Annotated in this window: 10 protein-coding genes and 3 rRNA genes (1 of these 13 only partly in view); 6 read left to right on the top strand and 7 right to left on the bottom strand. The window is 57.9% G+C overall.

The window, feature by feature from the left end; all coding sequences use genetic code 11:
* The first annotated feature begins 75 nt into the window (after nt 1-75).
* Complete coding sequence (locus tag AB4N74_RS24590; protein WP_007918987.1) at nt 76-414, top strand: hypothetical protein; 339 nt, start codon at nt 76-78, stop codon at nt 412-414.
* An 837-nt stretch (nt 415-1,251) separates the two neighbouring features.
* Here AB4N74_RS24590 and lapD read toward each other — a convergent pair.
* Nucleotides 1,252-3,198: a cyclic di-GMP receptor LapD gene (lapD, locus tag AB4N74_RS24585; protein ID WP_460097464.1), complete on the bottom strand. Its 1,947-nt coding sequence runs from the start codon at nt 3,196-3,198 to the stop codon at nt 1,252-1,254.
* A gap of 14 nt (nt 3,199-3,212) precedes the next feature.
* Complete coding sequence (gene lapG / locus AB4N74_RS24580) at nt 3,213-3,905, bottom strand: cysteine protease LapG (protein WP_095113878.1); 693 nt, start codon at nt 3,903-3,905, stop codon at nt 3,213-3,215.
* Between the two features lie 197 nt (nt 3,906-4,102).
* On the opposite strand from lapG, the gene AB4N74_RS24575 reads away from it, so the two are divergent.
* On the top strand, nt 4,103-4,813 hold the full coding sequence (locus AB4N74_RS24575; RefSeq protein WP_093442659.1) for a GntR family transcriptional regulator: 711 nt from the start codon (nt 4,103-4,105) through the stop codon (nt 4,811-4,813).
* A gap of 430 nt (nt 4,814-5,243) precedes the next feature.
* Here AB4N74_RS24575 and AB4N74_RS24570 read toward each other — a convergent pair whose 3' ends face one another.
* On the bottom strand, nt 5,244-5,414 hold the full coding sequence (locus tag AB4N74_RS24570) for a hypothetical protein (RefSeq protein WP_158561687.1): 171 nt from the start codon (nt 5,412-5,414) through the stop codon (nt 5,244-5,246).
* Nucleotides 5,415-5,558: 144 nt separating this feature from the next.
* On the opposite strand from AB4N74_RS24570, the gene AB4N74_RS24565 reads away from it, so the two are divergent.
* The 4 genes from AB4N74_RS24565 to AB4N74_RS24550 are packed head-to-tail and all read left to right on the top strand — an operon-like array spanning nt 5,559 to nt 11,156.
* Nucleotides 5,559-6,335, top strand: a complete 777-nt coding sequence (locus AB4N74_RS24565) for a DUF3050 domain-containing protein (protein WP_093442663.1) — start codon at nt 5,559-5,561, stop codon at nt 6,333-6,335.
* Nucleotides 6,332-7,261 (top strand): diiron oxygenase, encoded by a 930-nt coding sequence (locus AB4N74_RS24560; protein WP_460097463.1) that lies wholly within the window; start codon nt 6,332-6,334, stop codon nt 7,259-7,261. The genes AB4N74_RS24565 and AB4N74_RS24560 overlap by 4 nt, the downstream gene beginning before the upstream one ends.
* 13 nt (nt 7,262-7,274) lie before the next feature.
* Nucleotides 7,275-10,667: an amino acid adenylation domain-containing protein gene (locus AB4N74_RS24555; protein ID WP_460097461.1), complete on the top strand. Its 3,393-nt coding sequence runs from the start codon at nt 7,275-7,277 to the stop codon at nt 10,665-10,667.
* Between the two features lie 21 nt (nt 10,668-10,688).
* Nucleotides 10,689-11,156 carry an SRPBCC family protein gene (locus AB4N74_RS24550; RefSeq protein ID WP_099757652.1) on the top strand — a complete coding sequence of 156 codons (468 nt, stop codon included), beginning with the start codon at nt 10,689-10,691 and terminating at the stop codon, nt 11,154-11,156.
* A gap of 142 nt (nt 11,157-11,298) precedes the next feature.
* On the opposite strand, the gene AB4N74_RS24545 is transcribed toward AB4N74_RS24550, so the two are convergent.
* The 4 genes from AB4N74_RS24545 to AB4N74_RS24530 form a co-directional block, all read right to left on the bottom strand.
* Nucleotides 11,299-13,179 carry a methyl-accepting chemotaxis protein gene (locus AB4N74_RS24545; RefSeq protein ID WP_093442675.1) on the bottom strand — a complete coding sequence of 627 codons (1,881 nt, stop codon included), beginning with the start codon at nt 13,177-13,179 and terminating at the stop codon, nt 11,299-11,301.
* Nucleotides 13,180-13,561: 382 nt separating this feature from the next.
* Nucleotides 13,562-13,677 (bottom strand): 5S ribosomal RNA (gene rrf / locus AB4N74_RS24540).
* Between the two features lie 105 nt (nt 13,678-13,782).
* Nucleotides 13,783-13,898: ribosomal RNA gene (gene rrf / locus AB4N74_RS24535) — 5S ribosomal RNA — on the bottom strand.
* Between the two features lie 151 nt (nt 13,899-14,049).
* Nucleotides 14,050-16,649: ribosomal RNA gene (locus AB4N74_RS24530) — 23S ribosomal RNA — on the bottom strand (it continues 294 nt past the right edge of the window).

Below are 16,649 nucleotides of genomic sequence, written 5' to 3'. Positions count from 1 at the left end.
GCCGCACCGCATACTCGCGCACAGTTGGCTATGCTGCTGACAGCATGACGCTGGTTCATTTCTGAGGGATGCTCAATGTTTTACGTGCAACGCGATGCGCAAGGTCTGTTGATTCGCGTGGAAGCCGCGGCCTACGCCGAGGCCACGGAAACGCTGCCGGCCGACAGCCATGAAATCCAGGCCTGGTTCGCCAATGAAGTGGTGGAAACCAGCCTGAAGCAGCTCAAGCAGAGCGACTTCGAAATGATTCGGGTACTCGACGACCTGATTCAGGTGCTGACCCAGAAGGGCGTGATCCGCGTCACCGACCTGCCGCCGGCGGCCCAGGCCAAACTGATGGACCGGACCCAGGCGCGTGAGGCGTTGGGCGGGTTGAGCCAGTTGATCGATGAGGATGAGGGCGGGTTGATCTGATCCACCCAGTATCAAAAGCCTACCCTCACCCCAGCCCTCTCCCGGTGGGAGAGGGAGCTGACCGAGGTGTCTGGCGCCATACATCGACCTGAGAAATCGAGTCGATTATGGATTCAGCGCAAATCGTTCACGTCAGCGTACTTCCCGAACATCCCCCAATCAGTCCCCGTGAGGGAGAGGGGCCGACCGAGGTGTCTGGCGCCATACATCGACCTGAGAAATCGAGTCGATTATGGATTCAGCGCAAATCGTTCACGTCGGCGTACTTCCCGAATATCCCCCAATCAGTCCCCGTGAGGGAGAGGGGCCGACCGAGGTGTCTGGCGCCATACATCGACCTGAGAAATCGAGTCGTTTATGGATTCAGCGCAAATCGTTCACGTCGGCGTACTTCCCGAATATCCCCCAATCAGTCCCCGCGAGGGAGAGGGGCCGACCGAGGTGTCTGGCGCCATACATCGACCTGAGAAATCGAGTCGTTTATGGATTCAGCGGACATCTTTCACGTCGGCGTACTTCCCGAATATCCCCCAATCAGTCCCCGTGAGGGAGAGGGGCCGACCGAGGTGTCTGGCGCTATACATCGACCTGAGAATTCGAGTCGATTATGGATTCAGCGGACATCTTTCACGTCGGCGTACTTCCCGAATATCCCCCAATCAGTCCCCGTGAGGGAGAGGGGCTGACCGAGGTGTCTGGCGCCATACATCGACCTGAGAAATCGAGTCGTTTATGGATTCAGCGGAGCTCTTTCACGTCGGCGTATTACATCAATATCCCACGATCAGTCCCCTCTCCCTCTGGGAGAGGGCTAGGGTGAGGGTGGCTTTTGCAATCTCACCGCCAAGGCCGAGGCTCACCAAACAACCGCCCCTGAACCCCATACAAGCCCATCTCGCGAATCACCGACAACTCCCCTTCCGTCTCGACCCGCTCGGCAATCAGCGGCAGATCAATGCTGTGCGCCGCACGCTGAATCGCCTCGATAAACAGACGCTTGTCACTCTCCTGATCAATCGCACGAATGTAACTGCCATCGATCTTCAAGTACGCCAGCCCCAGCCGCGCCAGGTTGCCGATCATGCTGAAGCGCCCACCAAAGCGTTGCAGGCTCAGAGAGAAACCGAGTTCGCGCAGGCGCCGGGTCAACTGCTCCAGCACCGCTTGTTCGGGCAATTGCTCCTCGCCGATTTCCAGGGTCAAGCGCTCGCCGAGGTTGGAATGCGCGCGCAGAATCTCGAAGACTTTGTTCAACGCCTGCGGGTCAGCCAGAGTCGCCGAGGACAAATTCAGCGCCAGCGAATCTTCGTGCTCTTTCATTTGCTCCAGCACGCGTTCGAGCATCAGGCGGTCAAGCCGTGCAGTCCAGCCGAAGCGTTCCAGCCACGGCAGGAAGCGCCCGGCCGGGATGGTCTGGCCCTGATCATCGAGCAGGCGCGAGAGCACTTTGTAATGCAGCACCAGCTGCGTGTCTGCGGCGGCGACCACCGGCTGGAAATACAGCTCGAAACGCTGCTGATTCAAGGCCTGATCGAGCAAGCGATGCCAAGCATGGTGATCGTCGCCGACATCCGCCGTCAGGCTCTGATCGATGCACGCCCAATTCTGCTCGCCCTGACCTTCAGCTTGCGCCAGCGCCTGATCGCCGAGCGTCAGTACTTGTTGCGGTGAATCACCGTGGGTGAACGGCGCCAGGCCGATCGACGCCACGGCAGCCACATCGGTCGCCCCGGTGGCGTGCAGACTGCTCAAAGCGCTGTCGAGGTTCTGCGCCAGTTGCAGCGCTTCCTCACGAACCAGCCCCGGCGCCAGCACGGCAAACTCTCCGCCACGAATACGGGTGACGAGGTTTTGGGTTTCCGGGTATTTGGCGCATTCGCGGGACAGTTGCTCGCCAACTGCTTTCAACAATTCATCGGTGCGCTGGCCACCGAGACGCTGGTTGAGCCCGGCCAGATCCTTGACCCGCAATAGCAGCAGATAACCGGAACTGGCCTGCTCCGGGTTGCTCACCCGGTTGTGCAACTGCATTTCGAAATAGCGCCGGTTGGCAAGCCCCGTGAGATTGTCCTGATAGGACTCGGCGCGCAGCTTTTCACTGCGTTCGGCCTGCTCCTGGAACAGCGCCTTGAGCTTCTCGACCATCTGGTTCATCGCCTGCACCACACGGCGCAACTCAGGTGTGCGCGGCAGTTCCGGCAGGCTGAGGAATTCGCGACGGGCGATGGCGTGGGACTGCTTGACCATGTAATCCAGCGGCTTCAACTGCCGGCGCAGCAGCAGCGCGCCGAGCACGGCACTGATCGCCCCGCAGATCAGCAGCCAGCCAAGGCTGCCCAACGCGCTCTGCCACAATTTGGCCACAGCAAACATCGGATGGCTGACCACCTCGACTCGCGCCGCCTGCTCCCAGCCACGGCTGACCAGCGCGTCGCCACCGGCCGGCTCCAGGCCGATCAGCTTGACGAACCAGTCCGGCACATTGGTGACGGCCGGAATGCCGTTGCGCTCAACAATCGTCTGGTCAGTCTTCAGATCGACCACGCGGATGCTCGCGTAATAACCGCTGTCGAAAATCGAGCTGACCAGCAACTCGACCATGGCCGGATCGTCGATATTCGGCGTCAGCGACAACGCCAGCGCCGTCGCGGCGTCCTGGGCGTGGGAACGCAACTGGTTGACGTACTGGGTGCGCGAGCTTTCCAGACTGACCATGAAGCTGCCGGTGAAGGCGACCACCAGGAACAGACAGATAGCGATCAACAGCTGTTTGAACAAAGACATCTGAGCGCATGCTCCTAGTTAGTCGTTTCGACCGGGAAACCTTCGGCCTGCATTTTCTTCAACACATCCTGCCAGCGTGACAGGCGTTTGGTGTCACCGACCTTCTTGTTGCCCTTGGCGCCCGGCAGGTACAACCCTTCAGCATTAAAAGAGTAGACCGGCAGCAAATCGGTTCGCTGCGACGCCGGCTGGATCGGATCGATCAGGCTGTCGAGCACCAGAGGCATGGCATCGGGGGTGGCATAGTAAGTCAGGACCATGTGCGCGCGGTTCTGACGCAACGCCTTGACGTAGGTGATACGCAGCTTGTCACTGGAAACCCCAAGATGACGCAAGCTGAAATACTTGGCGATCGCATAGTCTTCGCAGTCGCCGGCGCCCTTCCACAGCGCCTCGATCGGCGTTTCCCAGTAATCGACCTCGTGCCACAGATCGATGTCCTCGACGTAGCGCACCTGTTTGTTGAAGAACAGGTTCACCACTTTGAGCTTTTCCATCTCGCTGACTTGTTTCTGCGTGGCCAACAGATTCTGCCAGGCATCAATGCGCTGCTGCCCGGCACCCAGCGGCCCGTAGAGTGCCGTGGCTTTGCGGCTGATCGTGGAAAAATCCCAATCGGCATGCAGACCGCCCAGCATGACGCCGGCCAGCAGCAGTGCGCAGCCTAGCCAGCGCAGAGTCCGGGGGATCGCGAAACGTACCGCCACAGCAGGTTTCCAGGGGGCAGGAAGGAAAGCGTTTGATGGTGAAGCTTAGCCCGACAAAAAACAATGGCACCATGAGATCATACTCGGCACGCTAAACTTCAGTTGGCACAGCGATGTTTTACAAGGTTTGACAACCTGTAGAGCAATCACTAGTGTCATTTGGATCCAAACCAGGCCGACATACAGGGTGCGTAGTCGTGACACAGAAGCCCAAACCGTTGCACAGCATTAAAGTCGATGGACCGATTCCTGCTCATCTGGCCCGTTCGGTGATCGAAGAAACCCTGCGCTCGGCAATCCTCGACGGTCGTCTGCCCTGTGGCACGGCGCTGCGCCAGCAGGATCTGGCCGACCTTTTCGGTGTCAGCCGCATGCCGGTGCGCGAAGCGTTGCGCCAGCTCGAAGCCCAAGAACTGCTGAGCGTTACTACGCATAAAGGTGCAGTGGTTGCGCCATTGATTCAGGGTGACGCGACCGAAACCTACGAGTTGCGCATCCTGCTCGAATCCGAAGCCATGCGGCAATCGATTCCGCTGCTGACCGCTGCCGACCACGCACGCGCAGCCGGGTACATCGAAGAGCTTGAGGCGCAACACGACTACACGGAAATCGGCCGGCTCAACCGTTTGTTCCACATGGCCCTGTACAGCAAGGCGCCCAACCAACGCTTACTGCGACTGGTTGAAGACGGGCTCAACGAAGAAGAGCGTTTTCTGCGCTTCAACCTTGAGGCCATGGGCCTGGGCAAATTGTCCCAGGACGATCACCGGGCGATGTTGCAAGCCGTGCAGGATCGCGACACTGAGCTGTCGATCAAACTCCTCGAGCAGCACCTCAATCGCGGTGTCGAAGTGATTACCCGTTATCTCGCTACCCCTGCCGCGCAAAACCGCCAAGCTGCGCGCTGAGCGCGCACTGCCCCGCGAATCACCCGCTTACAAATCCCCAAGCGATCCGCCAGCCCTCTGCTGGGCGGATCCACATGTCCGCTCTAACCTCCTTGCGCCGTTCAGTCCGATATTTGCACGTTGCCGCTGATGAATCGGTCATAGCCGTGGCGCAAATTTACCCGCACTCTTGAGCCGCCACCCCATAAAGAACGGGCGACGCGCCGCCCTGCCGGCGCAGTCCCCGCACCAGGAACCTACGGAAGGAGCCTTGCCACGGGAAAAAGGAAGTCATGGCGCGGGGTCACGGCCAACTTCCGCCCCTTTTAAATCATTCAATTCTTATTACTGGAAAGTTGCTTCGAGTGAGGCATTCACTCTTCTTGAGCAATTTTGGCCGTTATTCGCCGAAAGGAGCAACTACGCCCAAATAAAACTTTACCTGAAAGTTTTATTGGAACAACTCAACTTCAAAAAACAGCAAACTTAAAATAATTAAAAATATACTTGTTAAACACTTTGTCGGTGTATTAGCTTTTCTTCGCCAAGTTTGAACTTCACCCTTCACTTCGGCAGCAGCCCAATGCCTGCGGTACAGCAGCAGCGCTTGATGGGCAGACATGAAGCCATGTCAAAGGTATATCGATCCGCACTTACCTATCAGGAAGGAAGGCTGTCGTCCGTCGACAGGAAACAAGTAAGTCGTAGTTTCATTGATTGCGCAGTTGCAGAGCAGGTCCATTTAATATCAACGATAAAGGACATCATGATGCCCACTAAGCACCAACTCGCCCTGAAGAAAGCCGAACTTAGCATTCACCCGATCTTTGCCGAGATCACGTCGTTATCGGTGTTGCGTCGCTTCATGGAAACCCATGTATTTGCCGTGTGGGACTTCATGTCGCTGACCAAACGCCTGCAGCAGGAGCTGACCTGCACCCGACTACCGTGGTTGCCGCCGCGCGATCCTCTCGCCGCCCGACTGATCAACGAGATCGTTCTCGGCGAAGAGTCGGATAATCGCCTGGCCGAAGGGCATTACAGCCATTTTGAGCTGTACCTGGACGCAATGCGCGAAATCGGCGCGAGTACCCAAGCCGTGGAGCGCTTTGTCGCCCTGCAACAGGAAGGCGTGAGCTATGACGTCGCGCTGCAAAGCGTCGAGGTTGATCCGGCCGCCGCGCAGTTTGTCCGCGACACCTTGCGCACCGCCCTGCATGCACCGGGACACAGCGTGGCGGCGGCGTTTCTGCATGGTCGCGAGAGCGTGATCCCGACCATGTTCCAGCGCATTCTTGACGACTGGGGCATCGGTATCGAACAGGCGCCGACCTTTCGCTATTACCTGGAACGGCACATCGAGGTCGACTCCGAAGACCACGGCCCGGCGGCCGAACACCTGCTCGAGCGCCTGGTCAACGGCGACCCGCAACGTGAAGCCGAGGTCTACGCCAGCGCCATTGCCGCCGTGGAAAGCCGTATCGCCTTGTGGGACGGCCTGCGCGTAAGCATGCGCGAGCCGTTGGCAGAGGTGACCCAATGAACGCTGCTGACTATCAATCCTTTGCCGACGCCTGGGAGAACCGCGCGACCGTCCGCACCCGTCCGCGACGCGTACTCGAAGACGATGAACGGCTGATCTATCCGCTCAGCCGCCAGCCGCTGGTGCTCAGCGAAACTTTCCTGCGCGAGTGCCCGCAGCAGCGTGATTTCGTCTTGGTGCAGACGCTGTACAAATTCATCAACGACGTGGTGATTTTCGAGACCGAGATCGTCGACAAGACCGCGCGCAGCATCGCCAAGAATCGCTTCGCCGTGGCCTTCCCGTTTGCCTGTCGTTACGACGCGATGACCGTGGTGGTCGACGAGGATTACCACGCCCTCGTGGCGATGGATTTCATGCAGCAAACGGTGGCGATGACCGGCATCGAACCGATTCAGCTCCCCGATGAAATCGAACTGAGCCGGGCGATTCCTGCGGCAGTAGCGCTGGCGCCAGAGCACCTGCGCAGCGCGGTCGAATTGATCTGCGTGGCCATCGCCGAAAACACCGTGACCGGTGATGTCGCGGCGTTCGCACGCGACGACACGGTCAAGCCGTCGATCAAAGGCCTGATGGCCGATCACTTGCTCGATGAAGGTCGCCATTCGAGTTTCTGGGCGCGGATGGTGCGCATCTATTGGCACACCGCCAACGCGGCGGATCGCGAAACCATCGCGCAGATTCTGCCGGTGTTCATCGGCCATTACCTGACCAACGACATCCAGAAATCCTTCGACCTGCGCCTGATCGACGCACTGCCGGTCAGCGAGACCACGCGCCGTTCGCTCAGGGACGAGATGGCCGGGCTGGCATTCCCGATCAATCGCCATCACCCGCTGGTGGGCAACATCGTCAAGTTCTTCCACAACAGCTCGCTGCTCGATGCGCCCTGCGTGCAGCACGCGCTGCGCGACTATCTGGTTTGATGAGGAGGCCGATATGAAACGTCTCGACATTTTGCTGATTGGCACCAGCCAGGCGATGACCGACCTGGCGCAGGAACTGGAACAACACGGTCACTCCTTGCAGCGCAGCGCTGCCGGTGCATCGACGGTGGATCTGATCATCGACGATGGTTTTATCGGCGCCGGCGATTTCTGCTCGATCCCGCACCTGCATCTGCGTTTGGGTGTCGGCGTGCAGAGCCCTGCCGGTTTGCCGACACTCGACTTGCTGTGTTTCCTTGGCTCGTCACTGATCAGCCGCGTACCGATTGGCGATGAGCCGTCCGGCAATGGGCAGGCGCTGCGGCAACGGGTGCTGACGCAGGTGGTCGATGAAGTGGCGTTGCTGGTCAGCCGCTTCTCCCGTGATGCTGACTATCTGCAGCTGGCCGCGTCAGTGACTGCGCCGGATTTCGAGAGAATGGAAAACCTGCTGTTCCTCGACAGCCTGGCTTACGTCCATCACCGCAACGACACGGCCAATCCCGCATTGCTGGAAGAGGCGCAGATCCCGGTGATCGAGCGCCTGCAACGAAGCTTGATCCACCACGCTGAACGCCCGGCTCTGCACATCGCCGAACAGTCGATCAGCTATCGCCAACTGCACGCTCACAGCCGTGCGATTCAACAGCGCTTGCTGCCGTTGCTCGAGCAACAGCCAAAACCGTGGGTGGTCGGCATCTGCCTGCCAAAAAGCCCGGCGTTGTTTGCCTCGATTCTGGCGATCCTCGGCAGCGGCGCGGTGTATCTGCCGCTGGAGCCGAGCCACCCGCTGCAGCGTCAGCAATACATTCTGCAAAACGCTGGCGCGCTGCTGTTGCTGCATGATGGCGAGCATCCGCTCAGCGCATCCATGGCGGGGCTGAACGTCAGCCGCATCGACAACTCAGAGGCAGATCTCAGCCAACCGTTGATGCGCCGCCGCCCCGAACTTGATGCACCGTGCATGGCGCTCTACACCTCGGGCACCACCGGGCATCCGAAAGGCGTGTTACTCAGTCAGGCCAACCTCGCGCACTTCACCGCGTGGTACGCCGATTACGTGCAATTGCAGGCCGAGAGTCGGGTCTTGCAGTTCTCGTCGCTGAGCTTCGATTCGTCACTGATCGACATCTTCCCGACCCTGCTGGAAGGTGCCGAACTGGTGGTGCCGGACGACACGCAACGACGAGATCCATTGCAACTGGTCGCGTTGATCCGCCGCCGACACCTGACCCACGCATTCCTGCCACCGGCACTGTTGAGCATCCTGCCGCTGGAGCAACTGGAAGGCGTGCAAGTGATGACCGGCGGCGACGTGTGCGAGCCGTTTGTCATTGAGCAACTCACCCGCCAAGGCACACTGCACAACCTTTACGGCCCGACCGAAGCCACCGTACTGATCACCGCGCGCCAGCTCAAACCGGGCGACAGTAACCGTACCCTCGGGGCACCAATCGCCAACAGCCAAGTGCTGATTCTCGATGACGATTTGCAACCGGTGGCGGAGCACACCGTCGGCGAATTGTTCATCGTCGGCCCCGGTGTTTGCCTCGGTTATCTGAACAATCCGCAGCAGACCGCCGAGCGTTATCTGACCCTGCAATTACCGGACGGCCAAACGCTGCGCGCCTACCGCAGCGGCGACATGGCCAGGTGGGGCGAGCACGGTATCGAACTGTGCGGGCGGCGCGACAATCAGGTAAAAATCCGTGGCTTCCGGGTCGAGCCGGAAGAGATCGAGCGCTGCCTGCGCGAGAGCCAGTTGTACCGGCAAATGGCGGTGGTGATCGACAGTCAGCGGCGCATTCTCGCGTTCCTCGCACAAGCGCAATCGGACACCGCACGCGACGCGCTGAAAGCCCACGCCAGACAGTTTTTGCCGGACTACATGCAACCGGTGGCGTGGACCGAGCTGGCGAGCATGCCGTTCGCCAGCAACGGCAAAGTCGATCGCAAAGCACTGCTGGAACTGCCAGTGAGCGTGCAGGGCAACGCGCCGAAATGCCTGCCGGTGAATGCCGATGAAGCGCTGTTGCTGGAGATCTGGGCGGAGTTGCTGGAGCTGCCGAGCAGCGACATTTCCACCGACGAAAGCTTCTTCAATCTCGGTGGCCACTCGATTCTGCTCTCGCGCATGTTGCTGCGTTTGCGTGAGGAGTTCGGGCGTAGCATTTCGATCAATCGCTTCATCGAACTGCCGACCATCATCAAACTGGCAACGCTGGTACGCGGCACCGATGACAGCGCCGTACTCAGCGCCCAGGCCATGGCCGACGCCGAGCGTGCACTGGAAATCGAGCCACTGCCGATCAGCCGCATGGGTGATGTGCATAAAGTCATCGTCACCGGCGCCAATAGCTTTGTCGGCGTGCACATCGTCGAGGCGCTGCTCGGTTGGGGTGCCACCGAAGTAGCGTGTCTGGTGCGCGACGGCGGCGGCAAAACGGCGGCGCAACGCTTTGCCGAGTCACTGCGTGAAAACCGCCTGGAGCATCTGGACCTGAGTCGCGTGCGGGTTTACGCGGCGGATATTACGCGTCCGCAGTTGGGCCTGAATGACGACGACTATCAGCGCCTGGATCGCGAGTTCGGCGCACTGGTGCACAACGCCGCTAACGTCAATCACGTACTCGATTACGAGTCGCTGGCGGCGGACAACGTCGAACCGATTTTCGCCCTGCTGCGCTTGTGCGAAGGGCAGAGCAAAAAGGTTTTCAACTTCGTCTCGACGCTGTCGGCTTCCAGCACGGTGGACGATGCTGGACGGGTGCTGGAACTGCCAGCCGCCACGACCCCACCGATCTATATTCGCAACGGCTACAACCTGTCGAAATGGGTCGGCGAACGCATCCTCGAACGGGCGCGGGAACGCGGTGTACGGGTCAATCTGTATCGCCCTGGCAACATTAGTTTCAACAGCTTGAGCGGCGTTTGTCAGCCGCACAAAAACCGTTTGATGCTGATGCTCAAAGGCTCGATCCAGCTCGGCCAGGTGCCGGCCTTCGCGCTGAATTTCGACCTGATGCCAGTGGACTTTCTTGCCCGCTTCATTGCTTTCCACGCCAGCCGTTATTCGTCCGACCGCGCGGTGTTCAACCTGCATAACCCCGAGCCTTTGAGCTGGGACGCCTACGTCACTTCGTTCCGCGAAACCGGCAGCGAGTTCGCGCTGGTCAGCGTCGCCGACTGGCAGCAGCAACTAAACCGCGTCGATGCCGACAACGCGCTGTTCGGCGTACTCGGTTTCTACCTCAACGGCTTCGAAGAAGACATCGGCGACATCTCCCTGATTGGTCATGCCAACGCTGAGGCCGGCGTGCATCTGATGGGCGCGCACTACCCGCAGAAATCCCCGGCACTGCTGCGTCGTGGCTGCGATTACCTGAAAGAAATCAACTTCATCTGATCCAACAAAAGGAGCAACACCATGAGCACTTTGCAACCCGATACCCTGATCAAAAACCCGCATGGCTGCCACGTAGTGTCTTCGGTAGAAGTGCCGGCAGACGCGGCGCAGGTCTGGGCGGTGGTCGGCGATTTCGGCGGATTCGACCGTTTCATTCCGGCGCTGTCGCACATCGAAACAATCGGCGAGGGCGTGTCCTCGCTGCGCAAGAAATGCTTCAAGGATGGCAACGTGGTAGTCGAGCAACTCAACTCCCGCGATGAGCACGCGCGGAGCATGACCTGGACGACGATTTACAACACGTTGGGGGTGGCGAATCTGTGGGCGGCGATGAATGTCGAATCGCTGGGCGCGGGTAAGTCTCGGGCGACGTGGACGATCATTGCCGAGCCGGCTGCGGGCGGTGAAGAGGCACTGCCAGGGTTCAAGGATTTTGTGCAGGGGTTTGCGGATGATGCGATGGGGAATGTGCTGAAGCTGTTTGTTTAAGGCTTGAGCTTGGCGGGGAGTTCTAGACCGCTATCGCGAGCAGGCTCACTCCTACAGTTGATCGGGTTCCTTCAGATGGAGCCCGGTTAATTTGTAGGAGTGAGCCTGCTCGCGATGAACGATAACGCGGTCTGACTTCAGGTCAGATCTTGAAGCTGTCGACCAACTGCTTCAGACGATTGGCCTGCTGCGACAACGCATCACAATCCTTCAACGTTTCATTGAGGTTGGCGACGCTCTGCTGGTTCAGCAGATTGATCTGGTTAACGTCGACGTTGAGGGTTTCCACAACCGCGGTCTGCTCTTCAGTGGCCGCTGCCACCGATTGGTTCATGCCGTCGATTTCACCGATGCGTTGAGTCACGCTGACCAGACGCAAACCGGCCTGATTGGCCACTTCCACGCTCTGCTCGCTGGACACCTGACTGGCGTTCATCGTGGTCACCGCTTCCCGCGAACCGATCTGCAACGACGTGATCATTTTGTGGATCTCTTCCGCCGACTCCTGGGTGCGATGGGCAAGGTTTCGCACCTCGTCCGCCACCACGGCAAAACCACGTCCGGCTTCACCGGCACGCGCCGCTTCGATCGCGGCGTTAAGTGCCAACAGGTTGGTCTGTTGCGAAATCCCTTTGATCACATCGAGGATGTGGCCGATGTTGTCGGTGCTGGCGTTCAGGGTTTCGATCTGCGTGCACGACAGGCTGATCTTCTGCGACAACTCGGTCATCGCTTGAATCGTCTGCTCGACCACCTGACGCCCGTCATCGGCCTGCTCGCTGGCGCCGCTGGCGTGCTGCGAAGCATCGGCGGCGTTGCGCGCAATTTCCTGTGTGGCGGCACCCAGTTCGTTGATCGCCGCAGCGACGCTGTTGGTGCGCGCGCTTTGCTCGTCAGAACCGACGATCGAGGCGTTGGACGATGCCATCACCCGTTGCGACAAGTCATGCACATGACGGGTGGCGGAAGACACTTCGGAAATCGACGCGTGAATACGCTCAACGAACTGGTTGAACGCGCTGCCCAATTCACCGAACTCGTCTTTGCTCTCGACCACCAGGCGGCGGGTCAGGTCGCCTTCGCCCTGAGCGATATCCTGCATCGCACGGCCCATGGTGGTCAGCGGACGCATCAACACATTGATCAACAGGCTCAGCAGCAAGGCAATGGCCGCCACGGCCACGAACATCGCAATCAGTGCCGAGGTGCGGAATTGGCTGAGTGCTGCGTAGGCCTTGTCGCGGTCGATCGACAGACCGATGTACCACTGCGCATTCGGCAGATCGCTGACCGGGGTAAACGACAGAATACGTTCCTGACCGTTGAGCACCACGTTCTGGTTGCCCTTCTCGATGCGTACGCTGGTGTTTGGGTAGATGTCTTTCAGGTTTTTCATGACCTGATCCTTGTCCGGGCTAACGATCACCTGACCGTCGGCGCTAACCAGGAATGCATGGCCGAGGCCACCGAAGTCCACCGAGTTGATGATCTTCACCAGGGTTTCCAGGCTCAGGTCACCCCCGACGACGCCGAGCAGTTCACCGTTCTTTTTCACCGGCATGGCGATGGTCACCACCAGCCCGCCGACAGCAGCCATGTACGGCGGCGTCAGCATGGTTTTGTCAGCTACCACGGCCTGCTTGTACCAAGGGCGCTGACGCGGGTCATAGCCGTCCGGCATCTTCGCGTCAGGACGCTGGGTGAACACACCGTTGGCCTGACCGACGTAGGTGAACTGGAAGTTCGAGGTGAAGGCCGGTTGATCGACCAGGCCCGGGAAGTCCGCGTCCTTACCCTGATGGGCAACGTTCTGCGCGAGGTTTTCCAGCACCAGGATCCGCCCGCTCATCCAGTTCTGCACGCTGCTGGCGGTCAGATCACCGGCCTGCTGCACGGAAGACTGGAGGTTCTGGCGAATGGTGTTTCGCTGCAGATAGTCGTTGTAGAGGGTGAACAGCGCGAACGCCAGGACCACGACGCCCGAGGCGGCCAACAGGATTTTATGGCTGAACTTGAGATTCATTTCATGGGACTTCTTATGCCAAAAGTGGGGATGCGTTCCGGATGCAACATTCCATGTACAGTGCAGGCAGCGTTCTACTAGCCGCTCTACTTTGGTGCACGCATGTCTCACCAGTCTGTCGGCACGTGTCGGAGAAATCTTAGGGCCATACAGGAAATGGATGGTATTTCTGCCAGATTCCCGCCCAACGGCGTGCCAGAGCGTTCGTCACGGTGTTTCCGGAGCAACGTTCCGGCGGCAGTTTCAAATCCTGCAACCCTTTTTCCTGTGCATAAAAAAGCCAGCCCCTGATGTCTCAGGGGCTGGCTTTGTCGTTTCTTTATCTGATCCTGAAATGACAAAACCCCCGTCCGCGTTAGCAGACAGGGGTTTCGGAATTCAATCTTGACGATGACCTACTCTCACATGGGGAAACCCCACACTACCATCGGCGATGCATCGTTTCACTTCTGAGTTCGGGATGGGATCAGGTGGTTCCAACGCTCTATGGTCGTCAAGAAATTCTGTATCTGGCCCGTCAACACGGTAACGAGCCAGCAAAAACAGTTACTTCTACTAAAACAAAACCCCAACTGCTTTCGCAATTGGGGTTTCGGAATTTAATCTTGACGATGACCTACTCTCACATGGGGAAACCCCACACTACCATCGGCGATGCATCGTTTCACTGCTGAGTTCGGGATGGGATCAGGTGGTTCCAACGCTCTATGGTCGTCAAGAAATTCGGGTACTGACTCGTGACCTTGTGGCCTCGCTTCAGCAAATTGGGTATGTGACAGCTTTCGGTGTTTGTGAACATCGAACTTTCGGTTCGTTTCGTCTTCACACACCGCAATCTGGTCTCTTCGACGCAAATTGCTTGGGTGTTATATGGTCAAGCCTCACGGGCAATTAGTATTGGTTAGCTCAACGCCTCACAGCGCTTACACACCCAACCTATCAACGTCGTAGTCTTCGACGGCCCTTCAGGGAACTCAAGGTTCCAGTGAGATCTCATCTTGAGGCAAGTTTCCCGCTTAGATGCTTTCAGCGGTTATCTTTCCCGAACATAGCTACCCGGCAATGCCACTGGCGTGACAACCGGAACACCAGAGGTTCGTCCACTCCGGTCCTCTCGTACTAGGAGCAGCCCCTCTCAAATCTCAAACGTCCACGGCAGATAGGGACCGAACTGTCTCACGACGTTCTAAACCCAGCTCGCGTACCACTTTAAATGGCGAACAGCCATACCCTTGGGACCGGCTTCAGCCCCAGGATGTGATGAGCCGACATCGAGGTGCCAAACACCGCCGTCGATATGAACTCTTGGGCGGTATCAGCCTGTTATCCCCGGAGTACCTTTTATCCGTTGAGCGATGGCCCTTCCATACAGAACCACCGGATCACTAAGACCTACTTTCGTACCTGCTCGACGTGTCTGTCTCGCAGTCAAGCGCGCTTTTGCCTTTATACTCTACGACCGATTTCCGACCGGTCTGAGCGCACCTTCGTACTCCTCCGTTACTCTTTAGGAGGAGACCGCCCCAGTCAAACTACCCACCATACACTGTCCTCGATCCGGATAACGGACCTGAGTTAGAACCTCAAAGTTGCCAGGGTGGTATTTCAAGGATGGCTCCACGCGAACTGGCGTCCACGCTTCAAAGCCTCCCACCTATCCTACACAAGCAAATTCAAAGTCCAGTGCAAAGCTATAGTAAAGGTTCACGGGGTCTTTCCGTCTAGCCGCGGATACACTGCATCTTCACAGCGATTTCAATTTCACTGAGTCTCGGGTGGAGACAGCGCCGCCATCGTTACGCCATTCGTGCAGGTCGGAACTTACCCGACAAGGAATTTCGCTACCTTAGGACCGTTATAGTTACGGCCGCCGTTTACCGGGGCTTCGATCAAGAGCTTCGCGTTAGCTAACCCCATCAATTAACCTTCCGGCACCGGGCAGGCGTCACACCCTATACGTCCACTTTCGTGTTTGCAGAGTGCTGTGTTTTTAATAAACAGTCGCAGCGGCCTGGTATCTTCGACCGGCATGAGCTTACGGAGCAAGTCCTTCACCCTCACCGGCGCACCTTCTCCCGAAGTTACGGTGCCATTTTGCCTAGTTCCTTCACCCGAGTTCTCTCAAGCGCCTTGGTATTCTCTACCCAACCACCTGTGTCGGTTTGGGGTACGGTTCCTGGTTACCTGAAGCTTAGAAGCTTTTCTTGGAAGCATGGCATCAACCACTTCGTGTTCTAAAAGAACACTCGTCATCAGCTCTCGGCCTTAAGATCCCGGATTTACCTAAGATCTCAGCCTACCACCTTAAACTTGGACAACCAACGCCAAGCTGGCCTAGCCTTCTCCGTCCCTCCATCGCAATAACCAGAAGTACAGGAATATTAACCTGTTTTCCATCGACTACGCTTTTCAGCCTCGCCTTAGGGACCGACTAACCCTGCGTCGATTAACGTTGCGCAGGAAACCTTGGTCTTTCGGCGTGGGTGTTTTTCACACCCATTGTCGTTACTCATGTCAGCATTCGCACTTCTGATACCTCCAGCAAGCTTCTCAACTCACCTTCACAGGCTTACAGAACGCTCCTCTACCGCATCACCCGAAGGTGATACCCGTAGCTTCGGTGTATGGTTTGAGCCCCGTTACATCTTCCGCGCAGGCCGACTCGACTAGTGAGCTATTACGCTTTCTTTAAAGGGTGGCTGCTTCTAAGCCAACCTCCTAGCTGTCTAAGCCTTCCCACATCGTTTCCCACTTAACCATAACTTTGGGACCTTAGCTGACGGTCTGGGTTGTTTCCCTTTTCACGACGGACGTTAGCACCCGCCGTGTGTCTCCCATGCTCGGCACTTGTAGGTATTCGGAGTTTGCATCGGTTTGGTAAGTCGGGATGACCCCCTAGCCGAAACAGTGCTCTACCCCCTACAGTGATACATGAGGCGCTACCTAAATAGCTTTCGAGGAGAACCAGCTATCTCCGAGCTTGATTAGCCTTTCACTCCGATCCACAGGTCATCCGCTAACTTTTCAACGGTAGTCGGTTCGGTCCTCCAGTTAGTGTTACCCAACCTTCAACCTGCCCATGGATAGATCGCCCGGTTTCGGGTCTATTCCCAGCGACTAGACGCCCTATTAAGACTCGCTTTCGCTACGCCTCCCCTATTCGGTTAAGCTCGCCACTGAAAATAAGTCGCTGACCCATTATACAAAAGGTACGCAGTCACAGAACAAAGTCTGCTCCCACTGCTTGTACGCATACGGTTTCAGGATCTATTTCACTCCCCTCTCCGGGGTTCTTTTCGCCTTTCCCTCACGGTACTAGTTCACTATCGGTCAGTCAGTAGTATTTAGCCTTGGAGGATGGTCCCCCCATATTCAGACAAAGTTTCTCGTGCTCCGTCCTACTCGATTTCATGACTAAGAGATTTTCGCGTACAGGGCTATCACCCACTATGGCCGCACTTTCCAGAGCG

The sequence above is a fragment of the Pseudomonas sp. H3_C08 genome, assembly GCF_054669455.1.
This window is presented reverse-complemented; position numbering and strand designations above follow the sequence as displayed.

Excerpts from the sequence above, each read along its gene's own strand:
- AB4N74_RS24590 (WP_007918987.1), top strand. The coding sequence starts at position 76 with ATGTTTTACGTGCAACGCGATGCGCAAGGTCTGTTGATTCGCGTGGAA.
- lapD (WP_460097464.1), bottom strand. The coding sequence starts at position 3,198 with ATGTCTTTGTTCAAACAGCTGTTGATCGCTATCTGTCTGTTCCTGGTG.
- AB4N74_RS24570 (WP_158561687.1), bottom strand. The coding sequence starts at position 5,414 with ATGTCTGCCCATCAAGCGCTGCTGCTGTACCGCAGGCATTGGGCTGCT.
- AB4N74_RS24565 (WP_093442663.1), top strand. The coding sequence starts at position 5,559 with ATGATGCCCACTAAGCACCAACTCGCCCTGAAGAAAGCCGAACTTAGC.
- AB4N74_RS24560 (WP_460097463.1), top strand. The coding sequence starts at position 6,332 with ATGAACGCTGCTGACTATCAATCCTTTGCCGACGCCTGGGAGAACCGC.
- AB4N74_RS24555 (WP_460097461.1), top strand. The coding sequence starts at position 7,275 with ATGAAACGTCTCGACATTTTGCTGATTGGCACCAGCCAGGCGATGACC.
- AB4N74_RS24550 (WP_099757652.1), top strand. The coding sequence starts at position 10,689 with ATGAGCACTTTGCAACCCGATACCCTGATCAAAAACCCGCATGGCTGC.
- AB4N74_RS24545 (WP_093442675.1), bottom strand. The coding sequence starts at position 13,179 with ATGAATCTCAAGTTCAGCCATAAAATCCTGTTGGCCGCCTCGGGCGTC.